Source organism: Aeromonas sp. QDB63 (genome assembly GCF_027707425.1).
Taxonomy (GTDB): Bacteria; Pseudomonadota; Gammaproteobacteria; order Enterobacterales; family Aeromonadaceae; genus Aeromonas; species Aeromonas caviae.
Genome location: NZ_JAPCIS010000010.1, coordinates 52052 through 78670 on the forward strand (window position 1 = coordinate 52052; position 26619 = coordinate 78670).

The window sequence follows — 26619 nt, forward strand, 5'->3', positions numbered from 1 at the left end:
CCTTTCCTGAGAAAAGGGGCCGGGTCCGGATACCGTTGCCAGAGACATGGCCGGCTTACAGGAAGAAGGGACTGGGCTGGAACAGACGCTCCACTTCCGGGATGTACTTCTTGTCCACCAGGAACATCACCACGTGGTCATCCTGCTGTATCTGGGTACGATCGTGGGCGATCAGCACCTCATCACCGCGCACCACTGCGCCTATGGTGGTGCCCGGGGGCAGCTTGAGCTCGCCCACCGTCTTGCCCACCACCTTGGAGGTGTTCTCGTCCCCGTGGGCGATCGCCTCGATGGCTTCGGCCGCCCCGCGGCGCAGGCTGTAGACGTTGGCGATGTCGGCACGGCGCACATGGGTCAGCAGGGCCGAGATGGTGGCCTGCTGGGGGGAAATGGCGATGTCGATGGAGCCACCCTGTACCAGGTCCACGTAGGCGCCGCGCTGGATCAGCACCATGGTCTTCTTGGCCCCCATCTTCTTGGCGAGCAGGGCCGACATGATGTTGGCCTCATCCTCGTTGGTCACCGCGATGAAGACGTCGATCTGGTCGATGTGCTCCTCCGCCAGCAGCTCCTGATCCGCCGCATCGCCGCAGAAGACAATGGTGTGTTCCAGATGCTCGGAGAGCTGCTCCGCCCGCTTCTGGTTGCGCTCGATGAGCTTGACGCTGTAGCGCTTCTCTAGCTGGCGGGCGAGACCGGCGCCTATGTTGCCGCCGCCGACGATCATGATGCGCCGGTAGGGGCTCTCGAGGCGTTGCAGCTCAGACATCACGGCGCGGATATGGCCCGCCGCGGCCACGAAGAACACCTCGTCATCGGCTTCGATGATGGTGGTGCCCTGGGGGCGGATGGAGCGTCCCTGGCGGAAGATGGCGGCGACCCGGGTTTCGATGTTTGGCATGTGTTCCCGCAAGGTGGAGAGCGCATTGCCCACCAGGGGGCCGCCGTAATAGGCCTTGACCGCCACCAGGCCCACCTTGCCGTCGGCGAAGTCCACCACCTGCAACGCCCCCGGATACTCGATCAGGCGACGCACGTAGTCGGTCACCAACTGCTCGGGGGCGATCAGGTGATCCACGGGGACGGATTCGGGCAGGAACAGGCGATCCCGCTCCACCAGATAGGCGGGGGAGCGAATGCGCGCCACCTTGTTCGGGGTGTTGAACAGGGAGTAGGCGACCTGGCAGGCGACCATGTTGGTCTCGTCGCTATTGGTGACGGCGACCAGCATGTCGGCATCCTGGGCGCCGGCTTCGCGCAGCACCCTGGGATGGGCGCCGTGGCCGTTCACCACCCGCAGGTCGAATTTGTCCTGCAGTTCGCGCAGGCGCTCGCTGTCGGTGTCGACGATGGTGATGTCGTTGTTCTCGCCGGCGAGATTTTCGGCCAGAGTGCCACCCACCTGACCTGCGCCCAGAATGATGATTTTCATAAGGCCATCTTACTCAAGGTTGTTGCTTCGTAATGAGGCGGCCCGTCACCGGGCCTGCCATCCGCCGGTTCGGCCTACAGCTTGATGAGCTTGGCATAGTAGAAGCCGTCCATCTCCGCCTCGCCGGGCAGGAACTGGCGACCCGGACAGGCCGGGGTGTCTTCTGCATGCAACGGCACCAGGCGGGCATCCGGGGTATCGGCCAGGAAGGCGCGGATCTGCTCCCGGTTCTCTTCCGGCAACACGGAACAGGTGGCGTAGAGCAGGGTGCCGCCCTGCTTCAGCTTGCCCCAGAGGGCGTCGAGAATGCGGCGTTGCAGCTCGGCCAGTTCGCGGATGTCCTGATCCCGGCGCAACCACTTGATGTCGGGGTGACGGCGGATGACGCCGGTGGCGGAGCAGGGGGCATCCAGCAGGATGCGGTCGAACTGCCCCTGTGGCCACCACAGCTCCGGCGTGCTGGCATCACCGTGGATCACTTGGGCCTGAAGGCCGATACGATCCAGGTTCTCCTGCACCCGCTTGAGGCGGTTGTCGTCTGCGTCGACGGCAACCACGCCGGCAAGGGCCGGCTGGCGTTCCAGCAGGTGGGCGGTTTTGCCGCCGGGGGCGGCGCAGGCGTCCAGCACCCACTCGCCCGGCTGGGGATCGAGCAGGGCGGCGGCCTGCTGGGCTGCTCCGTCCTGCACCGAGCAGTCACCCTGCTCGAAGCCGGGCAGCTTGGTCACGTCGCAGGGGCGCTCCAGCAGGATGCAATCTTCCCCTTCCACACCGGCCATGGCCGGGATGCCCGCCTCGCTCATGCGGGCCAGCATGGCCTCACGGCTCTGGCGCTGGCTGTTGTTGCGGATCCACATGGGCGGGCGCTGGTTGTTCGCCTCCATGATGAACTCCCAGTCATCGGGATAGGCCTGACGCAGGCGCTTGGTGAGCCATTCGGGGTGGCCGAGGCGGACGCTGGGGACGCGGTCGATGCGCAGCAGGATCACTTCGGCGCTGCGCTGGAAGTTGCGCAGTACGCCGTTGATGAGGCCGCGCAGGGAAGAACCCTTGAGCAGCTTGACGGCGTTGACGGTCTCGGCCACGGCGGCGTGAGCCGGAATGCGGGTATAGATGAGCTGGTAGAGGCCGACCAGGATGAGGTAGTGGAAGATGCGGCTCTTGTTCTTGAGCGGCTTGTCCATCATCTCGCTGACCGCCGCATCGAGGCGGGGCAGCCAGCGCAGGGTGCCGTAGCAGAGTTCTTGCAGGAGGGCGCGATCGCGAGGGGCGACTTTCTCCTGGGCAGCAGGCAGAACGGCGGAGAGAGATTGACCCTGATCCAGCACCTGTTGAATGACGAGAGCAGCCTGTGCGCGTGTTTTCATAGCGTTACCTTAGATGCACAAGTCGGGGCCAGGGCCCCGCTTGTGTCAATTCAATCCAGATCAAATCAGTTGCGTGCCAGGTTCAAACCAGTCGCGGCGAGAGTTGAGCAGATCCGAAACGGACATGGCCTTCTTGCCGGGAGGTTGCAGGGTCAGCAGGCGCAGCACGCCCTGACCGGTGGCAACCTCGATCCCCTGTTTGTCGGCCTTGAGCAGGGTGCCGGCTGCCTGGCCGTGATCCTGTGCGACGACCTCGGCCTGCCACACCTTGACGGTCTGTCCGGCAACGTCGAACCAGCTGATGGGCCAGGGGTTGAAGGCACGGATGCAGCGCTCGATGGCAACGGCGTCCATCGACCAGTCGATGCGGGCCTCTTCCTTGGAGAGCTTCTCGGCGTAGTTGGCCAGCGCATCGTTCTGGGGCTCGGCGGCGGTGTCGCCGGCAGCCATGGCGTCCAGGGTATCGACCAGTGCCTGCGGGCCCAGACCGGCCAGCTTGTCATAGAGACTGGCAGAGGTCTCATCACTGGCGATGGGGCAGGTTACCTTGCGGATCATGGCGCCGGTGTCCAGCCCCACGTCCATCTGCATGATGGTGACGCCGGTTTCGGCATCCCCCGCCCAGATGGAGCGTTGAATCGGGGCGGCACCGCGCCAGCGCGGCAGCAGGGAGCCGTGGACGTTGATGCAGCCCAGACGCGGCGTATCAAGCACCGCCTTGGGGAGGATCAGGCCATAAGCCACGACGACCATCAGATCGGCACCCAGAGCGGCCAGTTCGGTCTGCGCCGCTTCATTGCGCAGGGAGGCAGGCTGGTAGACCGGCAGATCGTGGGCCAGCGCCAGCTCCTTGACCGGGCTGGCGGTGAGCTTCTGGCCGCGACCGGCGGGCTTGTCCGGCTGGGTATAAACGGCGACGACCTCGTGGCCGGAAGACAACAACGCCGCCAGATGACGGGCGGCGAAGTCGGGGGTACCGGCAAAAATCAGTTTCAGCTTGTTCAATGGAGCGTATCCTCAGAGGACTTTGCGATCTTCACGGGCCATCTTTTCCAGCTTCTGACGAATGCGCTGGCGCTTGAGCGGGGACAAGTAATCCACAAACAGCTTGCCGACCAGATGATCCATCTCATGTTGTATGCAGATGGCGAGCAGATCGTCCGCTTCCAGCTCGAAGGTGTTGCCGTGGCGATCTTGCGCCCTGACCTTGACCCACTCGGCGCGCGGAACCAGAGCACGGTTGCCGGGCACGGAGAGGCAGCCCTCTTCGATGCCGGTGCTGCCGGACTGCTCCAGGATCTCCGGGTTGATCAACACCAGCTGTTCTTCGCGGTTCTCGGAGACATCGATGACGATGATGCGCTGATGAATGTCGACCTGGGTCGCGGCCAGGCCGATGCCTTCCTCCGCGTACATGGTTTCGAACATATCATCTACAATGTGTTGTAACTCGGGTGTAAAGGCTTCGACAGGGGCCGCGACTGTGCGCAGACGCTCATCGGGGAAACGCAATACATCTAGAATGGCCATAATTTTTTCTTTAGTTTCATATAAACGCAGTCAATATTGACGTAATTCTAGTCATTTACGCCGACAAAAAACAGCAACACTTTGCGTGCAGAAGTAACAGGGAGTGTTATGTATCTGAAGCAAATCGTCGTCGCCTGCCTGGCGACAGCCCTGGCCGGTGGCGCCATGGCACAGCAGTTGACGCTCAAATCCGGTTACCCCGAGACTTATGTGGTGCAAAAAGGGGACACCCTCTGGGACATCTCGGGCCAGTATCTGGCCGAACCCTGGCTCTGGCCACGCCTCTGGAACATCAATCCGCAGATCGCCAATCCCCACTGGATCTATCCCGGTGACGTGCTGCACCTGAGCTGGGTCAATGGTGAGCCTCGGCTCGGCAAAGCCAGTCAGGGGGGCAAGCAGGTCATCCGTCTCTCGCCCAAGAACCGCTATGAAAACAAGGCCAATCCCATACCGACCCTGCCTCTGAGCGAAATAGCGCCCTTCCTGCAGACCGACCACATTCTGGCCAACAGCCAGCAGAGCAAGGACCTGCCCTATGTGCTCGGCAACAATGACAAGCATGTCGGGATGCTGGAGGGCGACATTCTCTATGTGAAAGGAGCCCTGAATCCGGGCCAGAGTTATGGCCTCTATCGCCCGGGGGTGGCATACAAGGACAAGCACACCGGCGAGTCGCTCGGTCAGGAGGCAATTTTTGTCGGCACGGTGCGGGCAGAGGAGTACCTTGCCCACGACACCACCAAAGTGACGCTGACCCATAACCGGCGTGAGGTGTATCAGGGCGACAAGGTGATGCCGCTGCCGTCGCAGGAGAGCATCTCTGCCGTGTTCATGCCAAAGGCGGCACCCTCCATTTCTCCCGGCTATGTGATCGAGCTGCCGAGCAAGGTGCATGGTGGGGGCAAATTTGATGTGGTACTCATCAACAAGGGGGAGCGTGATCAGGTGGCCCCGGGCGATGTGCTCGAGATCCTGCGCCCGGGAGCCGAGATGGTGGACAAGAATGGCAAGGTGTCATACCGGGAATATTCATCCGTCTATGACAAGGCGTTCTATTCTGCCGGCAAGTCATCGCTGCCTGCCGAGGCCGTTGCCAGAGTCATGCTGTTCAAGGTCTACGACAAATTGAGTTACGGTCTTATCCTGCAGAGTCAGGATCTGGTCGGCTCTGGTTATCAGGTCAGTAATTTCTGACGTGTCCTTGCCACTGGAGCGGTTGTCGCTATGGCTGACGCTGGATGCCGTTACAGGCATAGGCCCGGTCACCGCCGCTCGCCTGTTGGCGCATGTGGGTGGTGACATCACAACTCTGTTTGACTCAGACGATGGCGCCCTGCGAGCTCTTGGTCTGCAGAGTGCCCAGATTCAGCAGATGAGATGGCCTCTTCCTGTCGTGGAGCAGGGATTGAGCTGGGCCGCCGAGCCCGGCAATCACCTCCTCTGTCCCGATGACCCCGCATATCCTGCCCTGCTCAAAGAGATCCCCGGTGCCCCGCTCTTGCTCTACTGCCGCGGGAACGTCTCATCCCTCTCCCTGCCACAGTTGGCGATGGTGGGTACCCGCCACCCCACCTATGCCGGCAAAGACAATGCGACACGCTTGTGTGCCGAGTTGGTGGGCTGTGGTCTGGCGATCACCTCCGGCCTCGCGTTGGGCATCGATGGCGTCTGCCATCAGCAGGCGCTGGCATCGGGCGGAATCACCCTGGCGGTGCTGGGATCCGGTCTGGATTGTCTCTACCCCAAGCGTCATCAGGGGTTGGCGATGCAGATCCTCGAGCAGGAAGGTCTGCTTGTCTCCGAGTTGGCGCCCCAGCAAGGCCCCCTGGCTGAACACTTCCCTCGCCGCAACCGTATCATCAGTGGTCTGTCGCTGGGGACACTGGTGGTGGAAGCGGCAGAACAGAGTGGTTCGCTCATCACGGCCCGTTATGCGCTGGAGCAGGGCCGCGAGGTCTTTGCCGTTCCCGGCGCCCCGCAAAATGCACAGGCAGCAGGGTGCAACCGTCTGCTTCAACAGGGTGCCAAGCTGGTCTTGAATGCCGCCGATATCCTGGAAGAGTTTCCAAGGCTGGTCTTGCCCCCCGGACCCGCCAACGGTTCTTCCGAGGCGCAGCATAATAGCGAATTGCCTTATGCCGATTTGTTGGATAACGTAGATTATGAGACCACGAGCGTGGATACCGTTGCCGAACGGGCCCGGCTTCCTGTCGATGTCGTACTGGGCAGGTTGGTAGAGCTGGAGCTGGTTGGTGCAGTGATGGCGGTAGCCGGTGGATACGTCAGAGCGAGGAGGGCGAATCATGTTTGATGTATTGATGTACCTTTTCGAGACCTACATCCACAGCGATGCAGATGTGATGGTCGAGCAGGATGAACTCACCGACGAACTGAGCCGGGCCGGTTTCGACAAGGACGAGATCGAGAAAGCGCTCAACTGGCTGGAGCGACTGGCCAACCTGCACGACAGCGAGCGGGAAGTCTATGTCACCGCAAGCCAGCAGGGCTCTATGCGGATCTATGCGCCGCAGGAGCTGGTTCGCCTCAGTACTGAATGTCGCGGTTTCCTGCTGTTCCTGGAGCAGGCGCAAGTGCTGAATGCCGAAACCCGTGAAATCTGCATCGAACGGTTGCTCGAGCTGGACAAGCCGGACATCGAGCTGGACGATCTGAAGTGGGTCGTCATGATGGTGCTGTTCAATGTGCCAGGCAGCGAAAACGCCTACCAGCAGATGGAAGAGCTGGTGTTTGACGAGTCGGACGGCGTCATCCACTGACAGCCCGGTGCCGCGCTGGTAGAATTCAGGCCATCTGGATTTCAAGGCGCGGCCCATGTCAAAGATCGATCACCACCTCTTCTCTGCCCACGAACATGCCTTCGAGCGCGAGCCGTGCCCGCAGTGTGGTGCTGAACTGGTGATCCGCCAGGGCAAGCACGGTCCCTTCCTTGGTTGTTCAGCCTATCCCGCTTGCGATTACATTCGCTCCCTCACCCCCTCTGGCCGCGACATAGAGAAAGTGCTCGAGGGGTCGTCCTGTCCGGATTGTGGCCATCCACTGGCCATCAAGAAGGGTCGTTACGGTCTGTTTGTGGGATGTACCCAGTACCCGGCCTGTCAGCATATCGAATCCCTTCAGGAGAGTGACGATACCCAAATCCTCTGCCCGGAGTGTGGCAAAGGTCATCTGGTGAGCCGCACATCCCGTTATGGCAAACAGTTCTACTCGTGTGACGCCTATCCTCACTGCAAGTATGTGGTGAATGACAAGCCGGTTCCCATGCCCTGTCCCGAGTGTGGCTGGGGCATCATGGTCGAGAAGAAGGTGCGGGGAAACCTGCGCTGGGTCTGCCCGCAAAAGAAATGCTCCCACCAGATTGAGCGGGTATAATCTCGCCGCCCGTGATCAGGCAGGCGGATTGCTGGTCAGCGTGAGGTTGTGAGCAGATGCGCATCGCCCAAGTCGCCCTGCTCCTGATCGCCATCTCAAGCTCCCTGCGGTTGTTCGGTTCACTGATGCACGCAAGCGTCTGAGCCGAAATGCATGACTGAAGAGGAGCAGGGATATAGCCCATATCGCAGCAGTGATGGCCCCGATGCCGTCATGTCGGTTCAACATACAATCCAGTGATGAGAGGCGGCAGCGTGGCTGTCGCATGTGCTTATGCCAAATGAATTTGAACAAGCGGTTGCCGCCCTTCAAGGAGAAGGGGTTATCGCCTATGCCACCGAAGCCGTGTTTGGTCTGGGGTGTGATCCTGATTCCGAAGCCGCCGTGCAGCGGCTGCTGGCCATCAAGCAGCGGCCGGTGGAGAAGGGATTGATCCTGATCGCGGCAGATCTGGCGCAATTGCAGGACTACATCGACCTGAGCCAGCTCAGCGATGAGCAGCTTGCTCGCGTGCAGGCGAGCTGGCCTGGTCCCTTCACCTGGATCATGCCCGCTCGCGCGACGACGCCGTCCTGGTTGACCGGTCAGTTCGAGACCCTGGCGGTGCGGGTCACAGGCCATCCCCAGGTGCAAGGGCTTTGCCGGGCATTTGGCAAACCGCTGGTGTCCACCAGTGCCAATCTCACCGGTGAGGAGCCCGCTCGCCGGGTGGCTGATATTGGCGATCTGCTGGCAAGCCAGCTGGCTTACATTCTGCCCGGCGAAGTCGGGGGGCAAGCCAACCCGTCCGAAATCAAGGACGCCCGCACCGGGGCCATCATTCGCCCATCCTGAGTTGGGCGCGGCCCTGTTTCATGCAGGTTGTGCGATGAGGTCATGACATTACGAGAAGTGCAGGCAGTGCATGCATGATGCCTGTCTGACTGGAGATAAAATGAGCAAACCGGATGTGGCCCAGGTTAAAGCCTTCCTGCTGCAATTGCAGGATGATATCTGCCGTGGCCTGGAGCAGGCCGATGGATGCGGGCGCTTTGTGGAAGATGCCTGGAGTCGCGAAGGTGGTGGTGGCGGTATTACACGGGTGCTGCGCCAGGGGGCGGTGATCGAGCAAGGTGGGGTCAACTTCTCCCATGTCTATGGCGATGCCATGCCGGCATCCGCGACCGCACATCGTCCCGAACTTGCTGGGCGCAGATTTGAGGCCATGGGGGTGTCGCTGGTGATCCACCCGCATAATCCCTATGTACCGACCAGCCATGCGAATGTGCGGTTCTTCATCGCCGAGAAAGAGGGGGAGGAGCCGATCTGGTGGTTTGGTGGCGGCTTCGACCTGACGCCCTTCTATCCGTTCGAAGAGGACGTGAGGCATTGGCACCAGGTCTCCCGTGAGCTCTGTCAGCCGTTCGGCACCGACATTTATCCCGAGTTCAAATCTTGGTGCGATCGTTACTTCTTCCTCAAGCATCGGGGCGAGACGCGCGGGGTGGGCGGTCTTTTCTTCGATGACCTGAACCGCTGGCCCTTTGCCGACAGCTTTGCCTTTATGCGTGCAGTGGGTGAGGGTTACCTCGCGGCCTACTTGCCGATTGTCGAGCGACGCAAGGAGCTTGCTTATGGGGAGCGGGAACGGGCGTTCCAGCTTTATCGCCGTGGCCGCTACGTGGAGTTCAATCTGGTCTACGACCGCGGGACCCTGTTCGGACTGCAGACGGGGGGGCGCACCGAATCCATCCTGATGTCGATGCCGCCGCTGGCGCGCTGGGAGTACGACTGGCAGCCGGAGGCTGGCAGCCCGGAGGCATTGCTCTACAGCGAATACCTCAAACCGCGCGAGTGGTTGTGACCAGAGGGGCCACGATGGCCCCTTCTTATTGGCCGATATTCGGCTTGTTCCTTCATGAGAAAACCCGTTAAATCGGGATATTGCCCTCAAAAGGAACGCCTTGATGGATCGTTATCTGGTTTTTGGCCACCCCGTGCGCCACAGCAAATCTCCCTTCATTCATACCCTGTTTGCCAGGCAGACCCAGCAAGAGCTGGAGTATGGTCTGGCAGAACCGGCCGTCGATGAGTTTGCCAGCGCTCTGAACCACTTCTTCGCCGAAGGAGGGAAGGGGTGCAACGTGACTGTACCTTTCAAGGAGCAAGCCTTCGGGCTGGTGGAGCGGCTGAGCCCCAGGGCCAAGCGGGCGGGAGCGGTCAACACCATCAAACTGACTGATGATGGCGTGTTGCTGGGTGACAATACCGACGGCGCCGGGCTGGTCGCCGATCTCAAGGCTCACGGAGTGAACCTTGCCGGTAGCAGGATCCTGCTTCTGGGGGCCGGTGGCGCTGCTCGTGGCGCCCTGGCCCCCCTGCTGGCGGAAGCGCCGGGCGAGATTGTCGTGGTCAACCGTACCCATGCCAAGGCGGAACAGCTGGCTGTGGAATTCAAGGATCTGGGCAGCATCACTGCTCAATCCTATGAACAGCTGGTGGGGCCGTTCGATCTCATCATCAATTCCACCTCAGCCAGTCTGCAAGGTGAGTTGCCACCTTTGGCTCCAACCCTCATCCACCCGGACATCGCGATCTACGACATGATGTATGGCGCAACGGACACAGCCTTCATCGGCTGGGCCAAACAACATGGCGCGCGCCATACCATGGATGGATTGGGCATGCTGGTCGAACAGGCTGCGGAGGCTTTTACCGTATGGCGAGGGATCCGGCCCGGCACCAAGCAGGTATTGAGAGAGTTGCAGCGCAATCTGGGCGTCGTGTGAACCAGCTAGTGTGCTCTATTGGGCTGTCGGCAGATCTGATGTAGAGATTCTGCATCGCTGGATAGGGGGCATCCATCAGGATGTGGCACGACACGTGTGACGTGAAACGGTTGTTCTGTGGTGGGGGTGTGGCAGAACAGGCACCATTTTATAAAATCATTATCTAACAATAGGTTACTTTTAATTTGCCGTAGCGCGCAGAATTTTTTTGAGTTTTTTCTCAAAGCAGCGGAACTTCTGTAACGGACTGCTGACTAACTGGATAGTTGAGGAAGTGCTAGCTAGTCACCTTTATAACTCCCCGGTATTCGTACTGGGGATTTTTTTATCTGCATGAAAATTATGAATATTTTTTCTTTTTCCTACCCTTGAAACTAAATTACATAAATTACTTTCACTTTCTGCTGCTTTGCTGTACAGTTGTCGGCGTAGGGTACAGAGGTAAGATGTTCTATCTTTCAGACCTTTTATTTCACGTAATTGAATGTGGCTGAATAGCAGCCCCGATGAGTCATCGTCGGGGCGTTTTTTTATGAGTAACGTTTAGAGTAAATGCTTTAATTGTTGCCGTTCTTTGTTAGAATGAAGGCGTTTCTTGAGGAAAACCAATCGTCTTTGTTCTCGAGAACTCGCTTTTTCCCAAATTTTTGAACTCATTTCTTCAGGCCGGTTTGCAATGGCAAGACCGGCCTCATTTTTATCCCTATATTGCCTCATCGTGTAATTAAATTTCAGTTTCGTTTGTTACAGCCTTCAATTCTGATTTTTTACTCGATATCCATGAAAACGGTATCAGGTTGATGATTAGTTAATTCTTTTCGCGTCTAAACATGCTATCAGTATGATTTAAATATATTTTTTGAGGTTTTTCTTCAGAGGTGGCGAAGGCGGGGAGGGAGGGCTCGGAGATGGGGGGATCATGAAAGCCTTTCAATCAGCGGAGGTCCAACTCCGCCAATTGCAGCCAGGGAGAGGAGTTGTTTACTCCTCGTTCTGATGATCTTCGTCGTCTATCTGGGCGTTGTCTGCTTCGGACAGGTACCAGCCGCTCAGGGTCTGGGCCAGCTTCTCGACGCCGATATTGGTCAGAGAAGAGAATGCTTCAACCTGGATCTGTGGGCCCAGTTCTGCCACCGCCTGACGAACCTTGATCACCTGGTTGTTGCGGGGCCCCGGGCTTAACTTGTCCGCCTTGGTCAGCAACAGCATCACCGGCAGTTCACGGTGTGAACTCCATTCCAGCATGTTCATGTCGGTTTCCTTGAGCGGATGGCGGATGTCCATCAGGATTACCAGCCCTTTCAGGGACTCCCGTCGCTGCAGGTATTCAGCCAGTGACTTTTGCCACTTGAGCTTCATTTCCAGCGGAACCTGGGCATATCCATAGCCAGGCAAGTCAACCAGGCGTTTGCCCGGTTCCAGCTCAAACAGGTTGATCAGCTGAGTACGGCCAGGGGTCTTACTGGTACGCGCCAGGTTCTTGTGTTTGGTCAAGGTATTCAATGCAGACGATTTGCCAGCGTTGGAACGACCGGCAAACGCAATCTCGACACCCCCATCATTTGGCAGGTGGCGGATGTCGGGTGCGCTGGTCACAAAATGCACCTTATTGAAATTCAGAGTTTGTGTATCCAACGTAAATTCCCCATAGAGATAGAGGGTTATAGAGTTACTTTTTTGTGAAATAGTGTAAAATGGCGTCGCTTGAACGCGTTTATTTTAACATGCCTTCAGCGGCATGGGATCTGGAAGCCTAATAACGAGAAAGTTGGAACGCCATGAAGAACCTAGTCATTACACTTGCTCTGATGGTTGGCGTAACTGGGATGGCACAAGCCAAGGGCGATGCCGCTGCGGGACAAACCAAGGCTGCCGTCTGTGCGGCCTGTCATGGACCGGACGGCAACAGCCCAGTCGACATGTATCCCAAGATTGCTGGTCAGCACGCATCATATATCAAAAAACAATTAGTTGAACTGAAGGCTGCAGCTTCTGGCCAAACTGGTCGGGTTGCGCCCGTCATGGGACCCATGGCGTTGCCGTTGTCCGAGCAGGATATGGACGATCTTGCCGCCTATTTCTCCAGCCAGAAGGTGACGCCGGTTGCCGTGCCCGATGATGTGGTTGCCGCAGGCAAGGCGCTTTATATGGGGGGAGACATGGAGCGAGGCCTGGCCGCCTGTACCGCCTGTCATGGCCCACGGGGTTCCGGCGTCGAGCAAGCGAAGTATCCCAGCCTGTCAGGGCAGCATCCCGCCTATATCAAGGCCCAGCTCAGCGCTTTTCGTTCGGCGACCCGCGACAACGATCCCAATGGCATGATGCGGGATGTGGCCAAGAAGCTGACGGATCAGGACATCGAGGCGCTCTCCAAGTATGTGGCGGGGCTTCACTGATATAGCCTGTTAGTTATCTTGTTGAAAAGAACAGGGAACCATTGTGTTCCCTGTTCTTTTTTGAGGTTGTAGCGATCGCCCGTAAACAGCCTGCATTGCTGTAAGAGATCTTCTATATACGGGGCTGGTCGTGTCTGAAAGATTGCTCATGTATATTTAATTATTTTTTGTTTTTCAATGAATTAAGAAATAAAAAATCACTTTGTACCAGTTCGAAATGTGCTTTGGTTGATTGAGTCATCCAGCGAAGAAGTTACAGTAGGCAGCAAGGATTGGCCGGAGAGAGGGTGCAAGACCCGTCTTCGGTTTGACAGGATGTCGGCTCGGAGCATGCGATGAGCAATAGATGCAAAAAGCCAGGATGGTGACCGCCAGGGATGAGCGGGGCTGCGGGAGGCAACCACCCCGATGGGAGGCAGGATGTCGCCGGTTTGGGTTAGACAAACAAACACACGCACACTCAGGACTGGTCAATAAGGATCAGGATGATCCAACGAAATGATGCGCCGTGGTTCGCCCAGGGATAAGGCGATTGGCTACCAGGGAATGGAACTCGCATGATGGAAAAAGGCAGCTTCGGCTGCCTTTTTTCTATTGGGTCATTAACCCGCCAAGACATTCTGTGTCAAAATACCAGCAACATGCCCAGAGGATGCCGATCCTGCGGTGTTCAGCGACCCAAAGTGGTCGAATTGGTGCGGGATCCCACTCTTGTTCCATATTTACTGTTCCCCGCTTCAGCATCCTCCCCGGACGACACGCTCCGGGGGTTTCCATTCAGTTATTTGTCGGAGTCATTCATGTCGGCCAAACAACCCAACCGCAAGCCTACCGGCAAGCGCAAAGAATCAGATGCCAGTGCCCAGGAAGGTCGTGAGCGCAAGCGCGCCGCCAAGCGCAAGGGCCTGAAGGCGGGCTCCCGCCAACAGGTCGAGCAGGCGGGCAAAAAGAGCGGCTCCAAGCAGGCCAAGGATCCACGCATCGGCTCTCGCAAGCCCATCGCGCTGATTGCCGACGAGAAGGGTAGCAAGCCGGTGGCGACCAAGCCTGCGAAAGAGAAGCGGGTGGTGATGACCCCCGAGCAGGAGCTGGCGTCCATCGAGAATGATGATCGCCTCAATGCTTTGCTGGATCGTCTGGATGCCGGTGAAACCCTGGAGGCCGCAGAGCAGGCATGGGTCGATCAGCGGGTTGACCGTTATCAGGAGCTGATGGACGAGCTCGGTATCATCGACAACGACGATGACGAAGATGGCGACATGGATTTTGATGATGCCGATTTTGACGAGCCGAGTCAGCCTGCCTCCGAAGAGGAGCTGTGGGAACGTTTCTCTCAGGCAGACTACCAGCCTGAAGCCAAACCCGAGCCGAAGAAAAAGTGATGAGTGGATGGATGCTGGCCGCCCTGTTGGGTGGCCTGATTTTGCTGGGGCTTGCCGTCTATGCCGGCACCCTGATGGCGCGTCTCAAACGCCAGCAAGAGATGCAGCAGCACGCCATTGCGGCCCGCAACGAGCGGATTCTGGAGAGTGTCAGGGTGATCGCCCACGCGGTACGAGATGGTCAGTGCGACTACTCAGAAGGCGCCATCCGGCTGACCAATCTGCTGGATGCCTTGCAAATAAAGGGGGGCCGCGCCTTTGCCACCGAGTTCCCGGGGCTCTACGGCCTCTATGAGAAGGTGAAGGAGATGCCGACCCATGAGGCGAGGCGGGCACTCAAGCGCAATGAAGTGATGAAGATGGATCTCGAACGCAGCGGCTACGAGGCCGAGCTGGAGGCGCAGATCCTTGAGGATGTCGCCAGACTGAAGGATTTTCAGTTAAGCCGGTGAGCCCATGACAAAGACAGAGGAAGCAAGCGTGCAAGCAGAACAGATTGTGTGGGATCAGGCCCTGATCGAAAAATACAACTACAGTGGTCCGCGTTATACCTCCTATCCCACTGCGCTGGAGTTCAACGAGGGGTTCGGCTATCCGGACTTTGTCCAGGCAGCGGGCCAGTATCCTGCACGCAATCTGTCGCTCTACGTGCACATCCCCTTCTGTCACAAGCTCTGCTACTACTGCGGCTGCAACAAGGTCATTACCCGGCACCAGCACAAGGCAGATCAATACCTCGACTACCTCGAACAGGAGATCAAGGCCCAGGCCCCCCTGTTCAAGGAGAGACTGGTCACCCAGCTGCACTGGGGTGGCGGTACACCCACCTATCTGAGCGACCCCCAGACTCGTCGCCTGATGGCCATGTTGCGGGAGCACTTCCACTTCGCCGAGGAGGGGGAGATCAGCATCGAGGTGGATCCCCGCGAGATCGAATTGTCCATGCTGGATGTGCTGCGGGAGCTCGGTTTCAACCGCATCAGCCTCGGCGTTCAGGACTTCAACAAGACGGTCCAGGTCGCGGTCAATCGGGAGCAGGACAACGACTTCATCCGCGCCATGCTGGTCCGTGCCCGCGAGCTGGGGTTCCGCTCCACCAATCTGGATCTCATCTACGGTCTGCCGCACCAGAACCGGGAGAGCTTCCATCACACCCTGGAAGAGGTGCTCAAGACCGACCCGGCCCGCCTCTCCATCTTCAACTATGCCCACCTGCCGAGCCGTTTTGCCGCCCAGCACAAGCTGAAAGAAGCGGACATGCCGGCGCCGCAGGAGAAGCTGGCCATGCTGCAGGACACCATTGCCTTCCTGACCGGCCAGGGTTATCAGTTCATCGGCATGGACCACTTTGCCAAGCCCGATGACGAGCTGGCCGTCGCCCAGCGCGAGGGCAAGCTGCATCGCAACTTCCAGGGCTATACCACCCAGGGGGATTGCGATCTGCTGGGGCTGGGGGTCTCTTCCATCAGCATGATGGGGGATGCCTATTCCCAGAACCAGAAGGATCTCAAAACCTACTACGCCCAGGTCGAGTCACTGGGCCATGCCCAGTGGAAGGGGTGCTCCCTCAATCGGGACGATCTGATCCGTCGTGAGGTGATCAAGCGCCTCATCTGCGATTTTTCCCTGAACTTCGCCGCTGTGGAGCAGGCCCACGGCCTGGTGTTCAAGGAGTATTTTGCCGAGGATCTCAAGCTGTTGCAGACCTTCATCGACGACGGTCTGGTGCGCATGACCGAAGAGGGGCTGGAGGTGGTCTCCACCGGTCAGCTGCTGATCCGCAACATCTGCATGTGCTTCGATGTCTACCTGCGCAACAAGGCGCGCCAGCAGCAGTTCTCCCGGGTGATCTAGGCCGGGCAATGTCGTGGGACAATAAAAAAACCGCCTTTCGGCGGTTTTTTTATTGGGTTTTACCCCTGCTCAGCGTTGAGCCGCACGGGCACTCAGCTCGGCCTTCTCGGCTTCGCTCAGGAAGGCCAGGGTCAGGCCGTTCTGCTGGGCGGTGCGGATCTCGCTCACCGTCATGCCGGCAGCCGGGGCCGCCACCTCGTATTCATGGGGCAGGTCGATCCCCTCCACCGCCGGATCGTCGGTATTGAGGCAGGCCAGCACGCCGGCCGCCAGGAACTGGCGGATCGGGTGATCGGCCAGACTCGCCACCGTGGTGGTCTGGAGGTTGGAGGTGAGGCAGGACTCGATGCCGATGCGGTGTTCGGCCAGATAGGCCATCAGGGCCGGATCCTGGATGGCCTTGACCCCGTGGCCGATGCGCTCGGCTCCCAGCTCGCGAATGGCCTGCCACATGCTCTCGGGGCCGGCGGCTTCACCGGCGTGCACGGTGACCCGCATGCCTGCATCCCGCACCCGGCGGAAGTGGTCGGTGAAGAGATCGCCCGGGAAGCCCAGTTCGTCGCCGGCCAGATCGATGGCGACCAGGCGATCGCGATGAGCCAGACAGGCATCCAGCTCCTGCTTGCACTGCTCGGTGCCGAATGTTCGGCTCATGATGCCGATGAGATTGGTCTTGATGCCGAAGTCACGGCTGCCTGCGGCCACGCCGTCGATGATGGCTTCGACCACGCCCTGTGGGTGCAGTTTGTGGGTCATCGCCATGTAGGCCGGGCTGAAGCGCAGCTCGGCATAGTCGATCCCGGCACGCAGCAGATCTTCCACGTTTTCGTAGGCGACCCGGCGGCAGGCATCGTAGTCGGCCAGCACGGCCACGCCCCAGTCCAGTTTCTTCAGGAAGGCCACCAGACTCGGCTCGTTCTCGACGATCTGCACGTGCGGGCGCAGGGCTTCCAGCTCATCGGCCGGCAGTCGGATGTTGTGCTGACGTCCCAGCTCGAGAATGGTCTGCGGGCGGATGTTGCCATCCAGATGGCGATGCAGGTCGGTCAGGGGGAGGGATCTGTCAATCATGGGGCACCTTCTGCGAGTCGGGTTGGAAAGCCTGCCATTCTAGGCGGGGCGCCTGAAAAAGATACCCCGTTTGCAAGCAAACGGGGTGTGATTGGTCAGGCTTTCCCTCAAGGCGTGATGGGAATCGTTTTTCCCGCAGGCTCAGGGAATGTCGAGCTCCTTGAGCTTGCGGGTCAGGGTATTGCGGCCCCAGCCGAGCAGGCGGGCAGCCTCCTGCTTGTGACCATGGGTGTGATCCAGTGCCGTCTCCAGCATGATCCGTTCGAACTGGGGCATGGCATCCGCCAGGATATCGGTCTCCCCCAGCGCCAGCTTGGCGGCCACCCAGTCCTGCAACTGCTGCTGCCAGCCACCGGTCAGGGCGGGCTGGCCCGGCTCGGCGGTGCTAGTGATGGGAGTCAGCAGCTCGGTGGGCAGATCGCCTACCAGCACCTCCTGGCCCGAGGCCATCACCGTCAGCCAGCGGCAGACGTTCTCCAGCTGGCGCACGTTGCCCGGCCAGGGGAGGCGGCTGATGTAGGTCTGGGTATCCGGGTGCAGGCTCTTGGCCTCCACGTTCAGCTCCTTGGCGGCTCGCAGCAGGAAGTGCTGGGCCAGCTGGGGGATGTCCTCCCGGCGCTCCTTGAGGGCCGGAATATGGATGCGGATGACGTTGAGGCGGTGGAACAGGTCTTCCCGAAACTCGCCGTCGGCGACCCGCTTCTCCAGATTCTGGTGGGTGGCGGCAATGATCCGTACATCCACCTGCACCGGTTGGTGGCCACCAACCCGGTAGAACTGCCCGTCCGCCAGAACCCGCAGCAACCGGGTCTGCACGTCCAGCGGCATGTCGCCTATTTCGTCGAGAAACAGGGTGCCACCATCGGCCTGTTCGAAGCGGCCGTGACGAATGTTGTTGGCGCCGGTGAAGGCTCCCTTCTCATGGCCGAACAGCTCGGATTCGATGAGATCTTTCGGGATGGCCGCCATGTTGAGGGCGATGAAGTTCTTGTGGGCTCGGGGGCTGTGCTTGTGCAGAGCATGGGCAACCAGCTCCTTGCCGGTACCGCTTTGACCGTTGATGAGCACCGAGATGCTGGAGCGCGACAGCCGGCCGATGGCGCGGAACACTTCCTGCATGGCAGGGGCTTCGCCGATGATCTCCGGGGTGGTGGTGGCTTCCTGTTGGCGAGCCTTGCGCTTGGTACGTTGCTCCTTGAGGTGGTTCTCGGCTCGGCGTACCAGGGTGACCGCCTCGTCGATGTCGAACGGCTTGGGCAGGTATTCGAAGGCACCGCGCTGGTAGGCGTTGACCGCGCTGTCGAGGTCCGAGTGGGCCGTCATGATGATGATGGGCAGATCGGCCTGGCGGCGATGGATCTGCTCCAGCAGGCTCAGGCCGTCGATGCCCGGCATGCGGATATCCGAGAGGATCACGTCCGGTGAGCGCATCTCCAGTGAACTCAGCAGGGCTTCGCCGTCGGCGAAACTTTCGCATTCGAAGCCTTCGCTGCCAAGGGTGCGCTCCAGAACCCACCGGATGGAGCTGTCGTCATCGACGATCCACACTTTTGCTGTCATGAGGTTCCCTTACTTGCGAAGTGGTAAATAAATGGTGAATTCGGTGTGGCCTGGCCAGCTGATGCAGTCGATGCGACCCTTGTGCTGATCGATCAGGTTCTGGGCGATGGAGAGGCCCAGGCCCGTTCCCCCTTCCTTGCCGGTGATCATGGGGTAGAAGAGGGTGTCGCGAATGGCGTCGGGAATGCCGGGGCCGTTGTCGATGATCTTGATTTCGGCCGCCAGGCGATAGCGCTGGCCATGGATGGTGATCTGGAAGGCGGTGCGCGTCTTGATGCGGATGAGGCCGTCCTGATCCCCAAGGGCCTCGGCGGCGTTGCGCACTATGTTCAGGAACGCCTGTTGCAGCTGGTCCGATTCCATCTCGAATTCGGGGATGCTGGGGTCGTAGTCCCGCTCGATGCGGATCTGCGGCGGCAGCTCCAGGTCCACCAGACGGCGCACCTGCTCCAGCACGGAGTGAACGTTGTGCATCTGGTGACGGCCGGGACGCTGGGGACCGAGCAACCTGTCGACCAGCACCCGCAGGCGATCGGCCTGCTCGATGATGATGCCGGTGTATTCACGCAAGGCCGGGTCGGGCAACTCCTTTTGCAGCAGTTGGGCCGCGCCGCGCAATCCCCCCAGGGGGTTCTTGATCTCGTGCGCCAGGCCGCGCACCAGCTCCTTGGCGGCCTGCTGCTGGGCGTGTTGCTGCAGCTCCTGGCTGATCTTCTTCTGCTGATCGATCTTGCGCAGTTCTACCACCATCAGTCGCTGTTCATGATCGGCCATGGGGCTGACGCTGATCTCTACCAGCCTGGGCTCCCCCTCCACCACCAGGGTGACTTCGCTGTCGGTGAAGCCCTGCCCCGAAATGAGGCACTGTTTGAAACGCTGCAGATCGAGAGAGATGTGTTCCAGCAGGTGGGGCAGTTCGATGCCGATCAGTCGTCGTTCGCTGAGGGAAAGCAGCTGCTCTGCCGCCGGGTTGACGAATTGAATGCAGAGACGCTCATCCATGAGAATGACGGCGGTCAGCAGATTGTCCAAGAGTGTCTTGGCGTTGTCCGAGCGGGTTGGCACAGGTTTCTCCCTAAAACGGTGCTGTACACCTAGAATGCACCAATATAGTGCATCAAGTTTACCCGCATCGGTGCGTCACATCACCCCTAATTGGCCTTGGGGGCAGCTCTGGGAGCCTGATTCACCGACGCCCTGTGCAGGTAAAAGGTGGTTGGCTTAGATTTAGCAAGGATCGTACCGTCTTTGGCGAGCAACTCGAGCCGTGCCTCGTAAGCGCCCCTATCGAGGTTTTCCACCCTTATGGCCAGGCTGTTGTGAACCAGGGGCACCGCCTTGCCGTTCAGGATCAGGCGCACATCGTATTGCACCGGGACCTGGGGAGAGATCTCGCCCTGGAAGACGATGTTGCCGGTATTGTCGCGCAATGTGCTGCCCGGTTCCGGAGAGATGAGGTCGATCTCCAGGGGAGCCGCTTCCAGGGCTTTCCTGGCATCGACACCGGTCAGGCTGTTGAAGTTGTCCACCTGGACCGAGTGGGGGGCTGTGCCGATGAGCGGCGAGACCCGCAGGTCTACCTCTTTTGCGCTCTTGCCGGGAGGAGGGGCATCGGTGTAGTGGGTCACCCCCTGGGGATCGACCCAGGAGTAGACGCGGGCGGCCTGTGCGGAACAGGAGGCCATCAGCAGGAGGCTCAGCAGCCAGGGTACAGTGTTCATCCATCTCTCCTTGACGGGGTTCACCTTAATCCTATCAGAGAAAAACCACGGGGTCGGGGTGTGAACAGCCGAGGGTGGTACGGCTCCGTGAACGGGATCATCTTTCTGCACGATCGTGCCCGTTTGGCGGTATTTCCGTTGCCAGAATGAAAAAAAACCCGCCAGATGGCGGGTTTGTCATGGGAAAGCGGATTAGACGGAGTAGTACAGCTCGAACTCCAGCGGGTGCGGAGTCATGCGCACGCGGTCAACATCCTGCTGTTTCAGTTCTAGGTAGGAGTTGATGAAGTCATCGCTGAACACGCCACCACGGGTCAGGAACTCACGGTCTGCATCCAGTGCGGACAGCGCTTCGTCCAGGGAACCGGCAACGGTCGGCACTTCAGCGGCTTCTTCCGGCGGCAGATCGTACAGGTTCTTGTCCATGGCATCGCCCGGATGGATCTTGTTGATGATGCCGTCCAGACCGGCCATCAGCTGGGCAGCGAAGGCCAGGTACGGGTTGGCAGCCGGATCCGGGAAGCGTACTTCGATGCGGCGGGCTTTCGGGCTCGGCACGACCGGGATACGGATGGAGGCAGAACGGTTGCGGGCGGAGTAGGCCAGCATGACCGGTGCTTCATAGCCCGGCACCAGACGCTTGTAGGAGTTGGTGGTTGGGTTGGCGAAGGCGTTGATGGCCTTGGCGTGCTTGATGATGCCGCCGATGTAGTGCAGTGCCATCTCGGACAGACCGCCGTACAGGTCGCCTGCGAACAGGTTGACGCCGTCTTTGGCCAGGGACTGGTGGCAGTGCATGCCGGAGCCGTTGTCACCGAACATGGGTTTCGGCATGAAGGTGACGGTCTTGTTGTAGGCGTGGGCCACGTTGTGGATCACGTACTTCAGGACCTGTACTTCGTCAGCCTTCAGGGTGAGGGTGTTGAAGCGGGTTGCGATCTCGTTCTGACCGGCGGTCGCCACTTCGTGGTGGTGAGCTTCGACGACCTGGCCCATCTCTTCCAGCACCAGGCACATGGCGGCACGGATGTCCTGGGAGGAGTCAACCGGGGCAACCGGGAAGTAACCACCCTTGACGAATGGACGGTGACCCTTGTTGCCGTGCTCGTAGTCGGTACCGGAGTTCCAGGCAGCTTCTTCGGATTCGATCTTCACGAAGCTGTGGCCCATGGTGTTGGAGAAGGTGATGTTGTCGAACATGAAGAATTCCGGCTCCGGCCCGAACAGCACGGTGTCAGCGATGCCGCTGGACTTCAGGAAATCTTCGGCACGCTTGGCGATGGAGCGCGGATCGCGGTCATAGCCTTGCATGGTGGCGGGTTCAAGCACGTCACAGACGATGTTCAGAGTGGTCTCTTCGGTGAACGGGTCCAGTTTGGCGGAAGCCGGGTCCGGCATCAGCACCATGTCAGACTCGTTGATGCCCTTCCAGCCGCCGATGGAGGAACCATCGAACATCTTGCCGTCTTCGAAGAAGTCTTCGTCAACCTGGTGGGAAGGGATGGATACGTGCTGCTCTTTACCCTTGGTGTCGGTAAAACGCAGATCAACAAACTTGACTTCGTGTTCCTGGATCAGGGCCAAAACGTTCTGGGCTGACATGCTAAGTAACCTCCGGTGTTAAAACTCTTTGGGTGAATGCGTCGTCACATTCACATAAGCCAGTATCGTGCCAAGTTTGTGACAGCTTGATTTCAGGGCACTTGCACCGTTTCAGGCTGTCGAGAAACCCGTTCTCATGCCGGTTGCTGCATTAAAGTGGTGCAACCTTGGATCGTTTTGGTGCACCGAGATGGTGCGCCAGCGTATCCAGGCCATCTAAGCAGCCTTTTGCTGCGGGGTCCATGATCCTGATCCTTTGTTGTGCGTGAATGTGTTGCAATTCTGCTAGGCAGATCACAAAGGCGAGAGTACAATTAGCGCCCAATTTTACCCGGTGATTTGAGGCGAGAATGTTAGAGAATTTACGCAATATTGCGATTATTGCGCACGTTGACCACGGCAAAACGACTCTGGTTGATAAGCTGCTGCAGCAATCCGGCACTCTGGATCGCACCAGCGAAGGTCAGGAACGGATCATGGACTCCAATGATCTGGAACGGGAACGTGGCATCACCATTCTCGCCAAGAACACTGCGATCCGCTGGAACGACTACCGCATCAACATCGTGGATACCCCGGGTCACGCCGACTTCGGTGGTGAAGTTGAGCGCGTACTCTCCATGGTTGACTCCGTGCTGCTGCTGGTCGACGCCGTTGACGGCCCGATGCCGCAGACCCGTTTCGTGACCCAGAAGGCGTTCGCCCAGGGTCTGAAGCCCATCGTGGTCATCAACAAGATCGACCGTCCGGGTGCTCGTCCTGACTGGGTAATGGATCAGGTCTTCGATCTGTTCGACAACTTGGGTGCCACCGATGAGCAACTGGACTTCAAGGTTGTTTACGCCTCTGCACTGAACGGTTGGGCCACCCTGGATCAGGACGTCCCGTCCGAGAACATGGAACCTCTGTTCCAGGCCATCGTCGACAACGTGGAAGCCCCGAAGGGCGACGTTGACGGTGCCTTCCAGATGCAAATCTCCCAGCTGGACTACAACTCCTACGTGGGCGTCATCGGTATCGGCCGCATCACTCGTGGTCGCGTCAAGACCAACCAGCAGGTCACCATCGTCGGTGCCAACGGCAAACCGCGTACCGGCAAGGTCGGTCAGGTGCTGGGCTACCTGGGCCTGTCCCGTACCGAAGTGACCGACGCGCAAGCGGGCGACATCATCGCCATCACCGGTCTGGGCGAGCTGAAGATCTCCGACACCATCTGTGACAATAGTGCCGTCGAAGCCCTGCCGCCGCTCTCCGTTGACGAGCCGACCGTGAACATGACCTTCCAGGTCAACACCTCGCCGTTCGCTGGTAAAGAAGGCAAGTTCGTCACCTCCCGCAACATCCTGGAACGTCTGAACCAGGAACTGGTCCACAACGTGGCCCTGCGCGTGGAAGAGACCGAAGATCCGGACAAGTTCCGCGTCTCCGGCCGTGGTGAACTGCACCTCTCCATCCTGATCGAAAACATGCGTCGCGAAGGTTACGAACTGGCGGTGTCCCGTCCGGAAGTTATCCTGCGTACCGTGGATGGCGAACTGCAAGAACCGTTCGAAACCGTCACTGTGGACGTGGAAGAAGCGCATCAGGGTTCCGTGATGGAGCAGCTCGGCCTGCGTAAAGGCGAGATGACCAACATGACCCCGGATGGCAAGGGTCGCGTCCGTCTGGACTTCATCATCCCGAGCCGTGGCCTGATCGGCTTCCAGACCGAGTTCCTGACCATGACCTCTGGTACCGGTCTGCTGTACCACACCTTCGACCACTACGGTCCGCACAAGGGTGGCAGCATCGGTGAGCGTCAGAACGGCGTGCTGATCTCCAACGCCACCGGCAAGGCCCTGACCTTCGCCCTGTTCGGTCTGCAAGATCGTGGTCGTCTGTTCATCGGTCACGCGACCGAAGTGTACGAAGGCCAGGTGATCGGGATCCACTCCCGCTCCAACGACCTGACCGTCAACTGCCTGAAAGGCAAGCAGCTGACCAACATGCGTGCCTCCGGTACCGACGAAGCCCAGGTGCTGACTCCGCCGATCCGCATGACCCTGGAGCAAGCTCTGGAGTTCATCGACAACGATGAGCTGGTGGAGATCACCCCCAAGGCCATCCGTATCCGTAAAAAGCTGCTGACCGAACTGGATCGCAAGCGCGCCGGTCGTGCTTGATCGATAGCTGTTCATCGACAGACCAAAGAGAGGCCTTAAGGCCTCTTTTTTTATGGGCTCGACATGAGGGCGCATGGTGCCTGAGCTGGATGGAGGCGCATCCGGCCGGTCTGCGGGTGGCCAAATGACCACCCTATCTGACACAATGTCTGCATGATCACGCTTACGAGAAACAAGATGCAGCAGCAGATCCGCGGCCGTCTGGCCCATGCACTCTCCTTCTTGCGCCACGATGGTGCCCACTTCGCCCAGTTTGTCTGGGGCCGTTTCCAGCAGGACAGATTGACGGTGACCGCCGGTTACCTGGCCTATGTCACCCTGCTCTCCCTGGTGCCCATGATCGCCGTGGTGTTCGGCATGATGTCGGCCTTTCCGGTGTTCCAGAGCCTGAAGCAGGCGATGGAGCAGTTCGTCTATCACAACTTCGTCCCCACCGCCGGCGAGATGCTCAAGGAGTACATCGACGGCTTCGTGGCCAACGCCACCAACACCACGGCCGTCGGTATCGGTGCCCTGATCGTGGTGGCCCTGATGCTCATCTCGGCCATCGACAAGAATCTCAACTACATCTGGCGGTCCACCCGAAGCCGGCCCTTGGCCCAGGCATTCGCCATGTACTGGATGATCCTGACCCTGGGCCCCGTGCTCATCGGTGCCAGCATCGCCATCTCCTCCTACATTCTCTCGCTCAGGTTGTTCGCGGCTGACAGCCTGTTCGGTATCGGCTATCTGCTGCTGCGCAGCCTGCCGTTCCTCTTCTCCGTGCTCACCTTCCTGCTGATCTATACCGTGGTGCCCAACTGCCGCGTGCGGCTGACCCACGCCTTCATCGGTGCCCTGGTGGCGGCCACCCTGTTCGAGCTGGCCAAGCGCGGCTTTGCCATCTACATCACCAACTTCCCCTCCTACCAGGCCATCTATGGCGCCCTGGCGACCATTCCCATCCTGTTCGTCTGGGTGTATCTGAGCTGGCTGGTGGTGTTGCTGGGGGCCGAGACCACCGCCTGCCTCGGGGAGTACGAGAAGCCCGGTGCAGAGGAGCTGGCCTGACGCCGGCCGGCCATCACACCGGATCCCGCCACAAAGGCGTTGGCCCGGGCAGGGCATTTATTGGTAGCATCGACGACCGCTCATCCCGCAGGATGGGCGGTCGTGCTGTTTTGAGAGGAGAGGGATGTGATTGCACTGATTCAGCGGGTCAGCGAGGCCAGCGTAACGGTAGAGGGAGAGGTGACCGGGGCCATCGGCCAGGGGTTGCTGGTGCTGCTCGGGGTGGAGCAGGGGGATGACGAGGCCAAGGCGGACAAACTGCTGCACAAGGTGAGCGGTTATCGCATCTTCTCGGACGAGAACGGCAAGATGAACCTCAACGTGAGCCAGGTGAGCGGCAGCCTGCTGGTGGTCTCCCAGTTCACCCTGGCGGCGGATACCGGCAAGGGGATGAGACCCAGCTTCTCCGGTGGCGCCCATCCCGCAGATGCAGAGCGACTCTATGAGTACTTCGTGGCTCGCGCCAGGGAGAGCGGCGTGCCGACCGAAACCGGCCGCTTCGCCGCCGACATGAAGGTCAGGTTGCTCAACGACGGCCCCGTCACTTTCTGGCTGCAGGTATAAGGGTGGCAGGTAGGGCAGGACTCAGCGGAGGGCAGGACGCGATGCCTGCACACTTCGCAGGTTCTTCACCCTGCCGGTGCTCGCCCGCCCTGGCCATGCTGACGGGTCGCGTGCAGGATGACGTTGCGGTATCCGGGCACGTCGTGGACGTGGGTCGGGCCTATCCACTCCTCTGCCAGTCGCAGAGCCTGTGCCTGTTCGAGCCGGGTGCGGGGCAGCAGATTGATGATGAGGGTGCCGCTCAGGCGTTTAGCCAGCGCCTGATAGAGCGGAGCCTGGAACAGCAGCAGGGGGTTGCCGTCCTGGCTGAACAAATCCAGCAGCACCAGATCGTAGCTCTCCTGGCTCTGGTGCAGGAAATGCAGCGCATCGGCGTGATGCAGCCGAGGCGAGCCCCCTGACGAGGGGAGGAAGAACTGCTGGAACAGGGTGAGGATCTCGGCATCCAGATCCACGCAGTCGTGGTGGGCATCGGGCCAGCGTGCCGCCAGGTGACGGGTGAGATCCCCTCCGCCCAGCCCCAGCTCCAGGATCCGGCTTGCCTGCTTTGGCAACTGCTCCGCGATGCTCCGTTGATGAGGCAGACAGAGGCGGGCCGGCTGGTGGAGGCTCATGGCGGATTGCACCACGCCGTCCATTTCCAGCCAGCGATGACGGGCATTTTCAAGCACCGAAACGCGGCGTTCGGGTTTGGCACTGAGGTGCAATAAGTGATCGGCTTGGTACGCTTGCAGATTGAAGTCCATGAATTTGCACGGCAAGATGGC

At 59.6% G+C, this 26619-nt stretch carries 25 protein-coding genes; 14 read left to right on the forward strand and 11 right to left on the reverse strand.

Annotation, left to right across the window (positions count from 1 at the left end):
* Nucleotides 1–55 precede the first annotated feature (55 nt).
* From trkA to def, 4 genes are all read right to left on the reverse strand, one after another.
* Complete coding sequence (gene trkA / locus PG879_RS09095) at nucleotides 56–1432, reverse strand: Trk system potassium transporter TrkA (RefSeq protein WP_010672504.1); 1377 nt, start codon at nucleotides 1430–1432, stop codon at nucleotides 56–58.
* Between the two features lie 74 nt (nucleotides 1433–1506).
* A complete protein-coding gene (gene rsmB / locus PG879_RS09100) occupies nucleotides 1507–2799 on the reverse strand; it encodes a 16S rRNA (cytosine(967)-C(5))-methyltransferase RsmB (protein ID WP_042882245.1) in 1293 nt (430 codons plus the stop codon).
* A gap of 60 nt (nucleotides 2800–2859) precedes the next feature.
* Nucleotides 2860–3804 carry a methionyl-tRNA formyltransferase gene (gene fmt, locus PG879_RS09105; RefSeq protein WP_270830046.1) on the reverse strand — a complete coding sequence of 315 codons (945 nt, stop codon included), beginning with the start codon at nucleotides 3802–3804 and terminating at the stop codon, nucleotides 2860–2862.
* 12 nt (nucleotides 3805–3816) lie between these two features.
* Complete coding sequence (gene def, locus PG879_RS09110) at nucleotides 3817–4329, reverse strand: peptide deformylase (RefSeq protein WP_010672507.1); 513 nt, start codon at nucleotides 4327–4329, stop codon at nucleotides 3817–3819.
* Nucleotides 4330–4437: 108 nt separating this feature from the next.
* Between def and PG879_RS09115 the strand changes: the two genes are divergently transcribed.
* The 7 genes from PG879_RS09115 (at nucleotide 4438) to aroE (ending at nucleotide 10490) form a co-directional block, all read left to right on the forward strand.
* Nucleotides 4438–5526, forward strand: coding sequence for a LysM peptidoglycan-binding domain-containing protein (locus PG879_RS09115; RefSeq protein ID WP_041214093.1), 1089 nt, complete (start codon nucleotides 4438–4440; stop codon nucleotides 5524–5526).
* A 1-nt stretch (nucleotide 5527) separates the two neighbouring features.
* Nucleotides 5528–6643, forward strand: a complete 1116-nt coding sequence (dprA, locus tag PG879_RS09120; protein WP_042882248.1) for a DNA-processing protein DprA — start codon at nucleotides 5528–5530, stop codon at nucleotides 6641–6643.
* Nucleotides 6636–7109: a DUF494 family protein gene (locus PG879_RS09125; protein WP_010672510.1), complete on the forward strand. Its 474-nt coding sequence runs from the start codon at nucleotides 6636–6638 to the stop codon at nucleotides 7107–7109. Before dprA ends, PG879_RS09125 begins: the two co-directional genes overlap by 8 nt.
* Nucleotides 7110–7164: 55 nt before the next feature.
* Nucleotides 7165–7722 (forward strand): DNA topoisomerase family protein, encoded by a 558-nt coding sequence (locus tag PG879_RS09130; RefSeq protein WP_041214092.1) that lies wholly within the window; start codon nucleotides 7165–7167, stop codon nucleotides 7720–7722.
* 273 nt (nucleotides 7723–7995) lie between these two features.
* Nucleotides 7996–8556 carry a Sua5/YciO/YrdC/YwlC family protein gene (locus PG879_RS09135; RefSeq protein WP_039039520.1) on the forward strand — a complete coding sequence of 187 codons (561 nt, stop codon included), beginning with the start codon at nucleotides 7996–7998 and terminating at the stop codon, nucleotides 8554–8556.
* Nucleotides 8557–8656: 100 nt separating this feature from the next.
* Nucleotides 8657–9565 (forward strand): oxygen-dependent coproporphyrinogen oxidase, encoded by a 909-nt coding sequence (hemF, locus tag PG879_RS09140; protein ID WP_270830047.1) that lies wholly within the window; start codon nucleotides 8657–8659, stop codon nucleotides 9563–9565.
* A 103-nt stretch (nucleotides 9566–9668) separates the two neighbouring features.
* Nucleotides 9669–10490, forward strand: a complete 822-nt coding sequence (gene aroE, locus PG879_RS09145; RefSeq protein ID WP_226043625.1) for a shikimate dehydrogenase — start codon at nucleotides 9669–9671, stop codon at nucleotides 10488–10490.
* 981 nt (nucleotides 10491–11471) lie between these two features.
* Here aroE and yihA read toward each other — a convergent pair.
* Nucleotides 11472–12125 carry a ribosome biogenesis GTP-binding protein YihA/YsxC gene (yihA, locus tag PG879_RS09150; RefSeq protein ID WP_042864600.1) on the reverse strand — a complete coding sequence of 218 codons (654 nt, stop codon included), beginning with the start codon at nucleotides 12123–12125 and terminating at the stop codon, nucleotides 11472–11474.
* A 143-nt stretch (nucleotides 12126–12268) separates the two neighbouring features.
* Here yihA and PG879_RS09155 point away from each other — a divergent pair, with 143 nt between their 5' ends.
* The 4 genes from PG879_RS09155 to hemN all read left to right on the forward strand — a co-directional run bounded on the left by PG879_RS09155 (nucleotide 12269) and on the right by hemN (nucleotide 16122).
* Nucleotides 12269–12886 (forward strand): c-type cytochrome, encoded by a 618-nt coding sequence (locus PG879_RS09155; protein WP_039039516.1) that lies wholly within the window; start codon nucleotides 12269–12271, stop codon nucleotides 12884–12886.
* 800 nt (nucleotides 12887–13686) lie between these two features.
* The gene (gene yihI, locus PG879_RS09160) at nucleotides 13687–14268 is read left to right on the forward strand and encodes a Der GTPase-activating protein YihI (protein WP_039039515.1); all 582 of its coding nucleotides are present in this window, start codon (nucleotides 13687–13689) and stop codon (nucleotides 14266–14268) included.
* An 11-nt stretch (nucleotides 14269–14279) separates the two neighbouring features.
* Nucleotides 14280–14720: a DUF2489 domain-containing protein gene (locus tag PG879_RS09165; RefSeq protein WP_039039514.1), complete on the forward strand. Its 441-nt coding sequence runs from the start codon at nucleotides 14280–14282 to the stop codon at nucleotides 14718–14720.
* A gap of 28 nt (nucleotides 14721–14748) precedes the next feature.
* Entirely contained in the window at nucleotides 14749–16122 is a 1374-nt protein-coding gene (gene hemN, locus PG879_RS09170) for an oxygen-independent coproporphyrinogen III oxidase (protein WP_180911316.1), read from the forward strand.
* 69 nt (nucleotides 16123–16191) lie between these two features.
* Here hemN and add read toward each other — a convergent pair whose 3' ends face one another.
* From add to glnA, 5 genes are all read right to left on the reverse strand, one after another.
* Entirely contained in the window at nucleotides 16192–17193 is a 1002-nt protein-coding gene (gene add / locus PG879_RS09175) for an adenosine deaminase (protein ID WP_041212164.1), read from the reverse strand.
* A 141-nt stretch (nucleotides 17194–17334) separates the two neighbouring features.
* A complete protein-coding gene (gene glnG / locus PG879_RS09180; RefSeq protein WP_010672523.1) occupies nucleotides 17335–18753 on the reverse strand; it encodes a nitrogen regulation protein NR(I) in 1419 nt (472 codons plus the stop codon).
* A gap of 9 nt (nucleotides 18754–18762) precedes the next feature.
* Complete coding sequence (gene glnL, locus PG879_RS09185) at nucleotides 18763–19818, reverse strand: nitrogen regulation protein NR(II) (protein WP_010672524.1); 1056 nt, start codon at nucleotides 19816–19818, stop codon at nucleotides 18763–18765.
* Nucleotides 19819–19904: 86 nt separating this feature from the next.
* The gene (locus PG879_RS09190; protein WP_010672525.1) at nucleotides 19905–20474 is read right to left on the reverse strand and encodes a DUF4124 domain-containing protein; all 570 of its coding nucleotides are present in this window, start codon (nucleotides 20472–20474) and stop codon (nucleotides 19905–19907) included.
* 192 nt (nucleotides 20475–20666) lie between these two features.
* Entirely contained in the window at nucleotides 20667–22076 is a 1410-nt protein-coding gene (gene glnA / locus PG879_RS09195; protein WP_010672526.1) for a glutamate--ammonia ligase, read from the reverse strand.
* Nucleotides 22077–22426: 350 nt separating this feature from the next.
* Between glnA and typA the strand changes: the two genes are divergently transcribed.
* The 3 genes from typA (at nucleotide 22427) to dtd (ending at nucleotide 25852) form a co-directional block, all read left to right on the forward strand.
* Nucleotides 22427–24238: a translational GTPase TypA gene (typA, locus tag PG879_RS09200; RefSeq protein WP_039039512.1), complete on the forward strand. Its 1812-nt coding sequence runs from the start codon at nucleotides 22427–22429 to the stop codon at nucleotides 24236–24238.
* A gap of 177 nt (nucleotides 24239–24415) precedes the next feature.
* Entirely contained in the window at nucleotides 24416–25288 is an 873-nt protein-coding gene (locus PG879_RS09205) for a virulence factor BrkB family protein (RefSeq protein WP_039039511.1), read from the forward strand.
* A gap of 126 nt (nucleotides 25289–25414) precedes the next feature.
* Complete coding sequence (gene dtd / locus PG879_RS09210) at nucleotides 25415–25852, forward strand: D-aminoacyl-tRNA deacylase (RefSeq protein WP_010672529.1); 438 nt, start codon at nucleotides 25415–25417, stop codon at nucleotides 25850–25852.
* A 65-nt stretch (nucleotides 25853–25917) separates the two neighbouring features.
* On the opposite strand, the gene PG879_RS09215 is transcribed toward dtd, so the two are convergent.
* The gene (locus tag PG879_RS09215; RefSeq protein ID WP_103259330.1) at nucleotides 25918–26598 is read right to left on the reverse strand and encodes a methyltransferase domain-containing protein; all 681 of its coding nucleotides are present in this window, start codon (nucleotides 26596–26598) and stop codon (nucleotides 25918–25920) included.
* Between the last annotated feature and the right edge of the window lie 21 nt (nucleotides 26599–26619).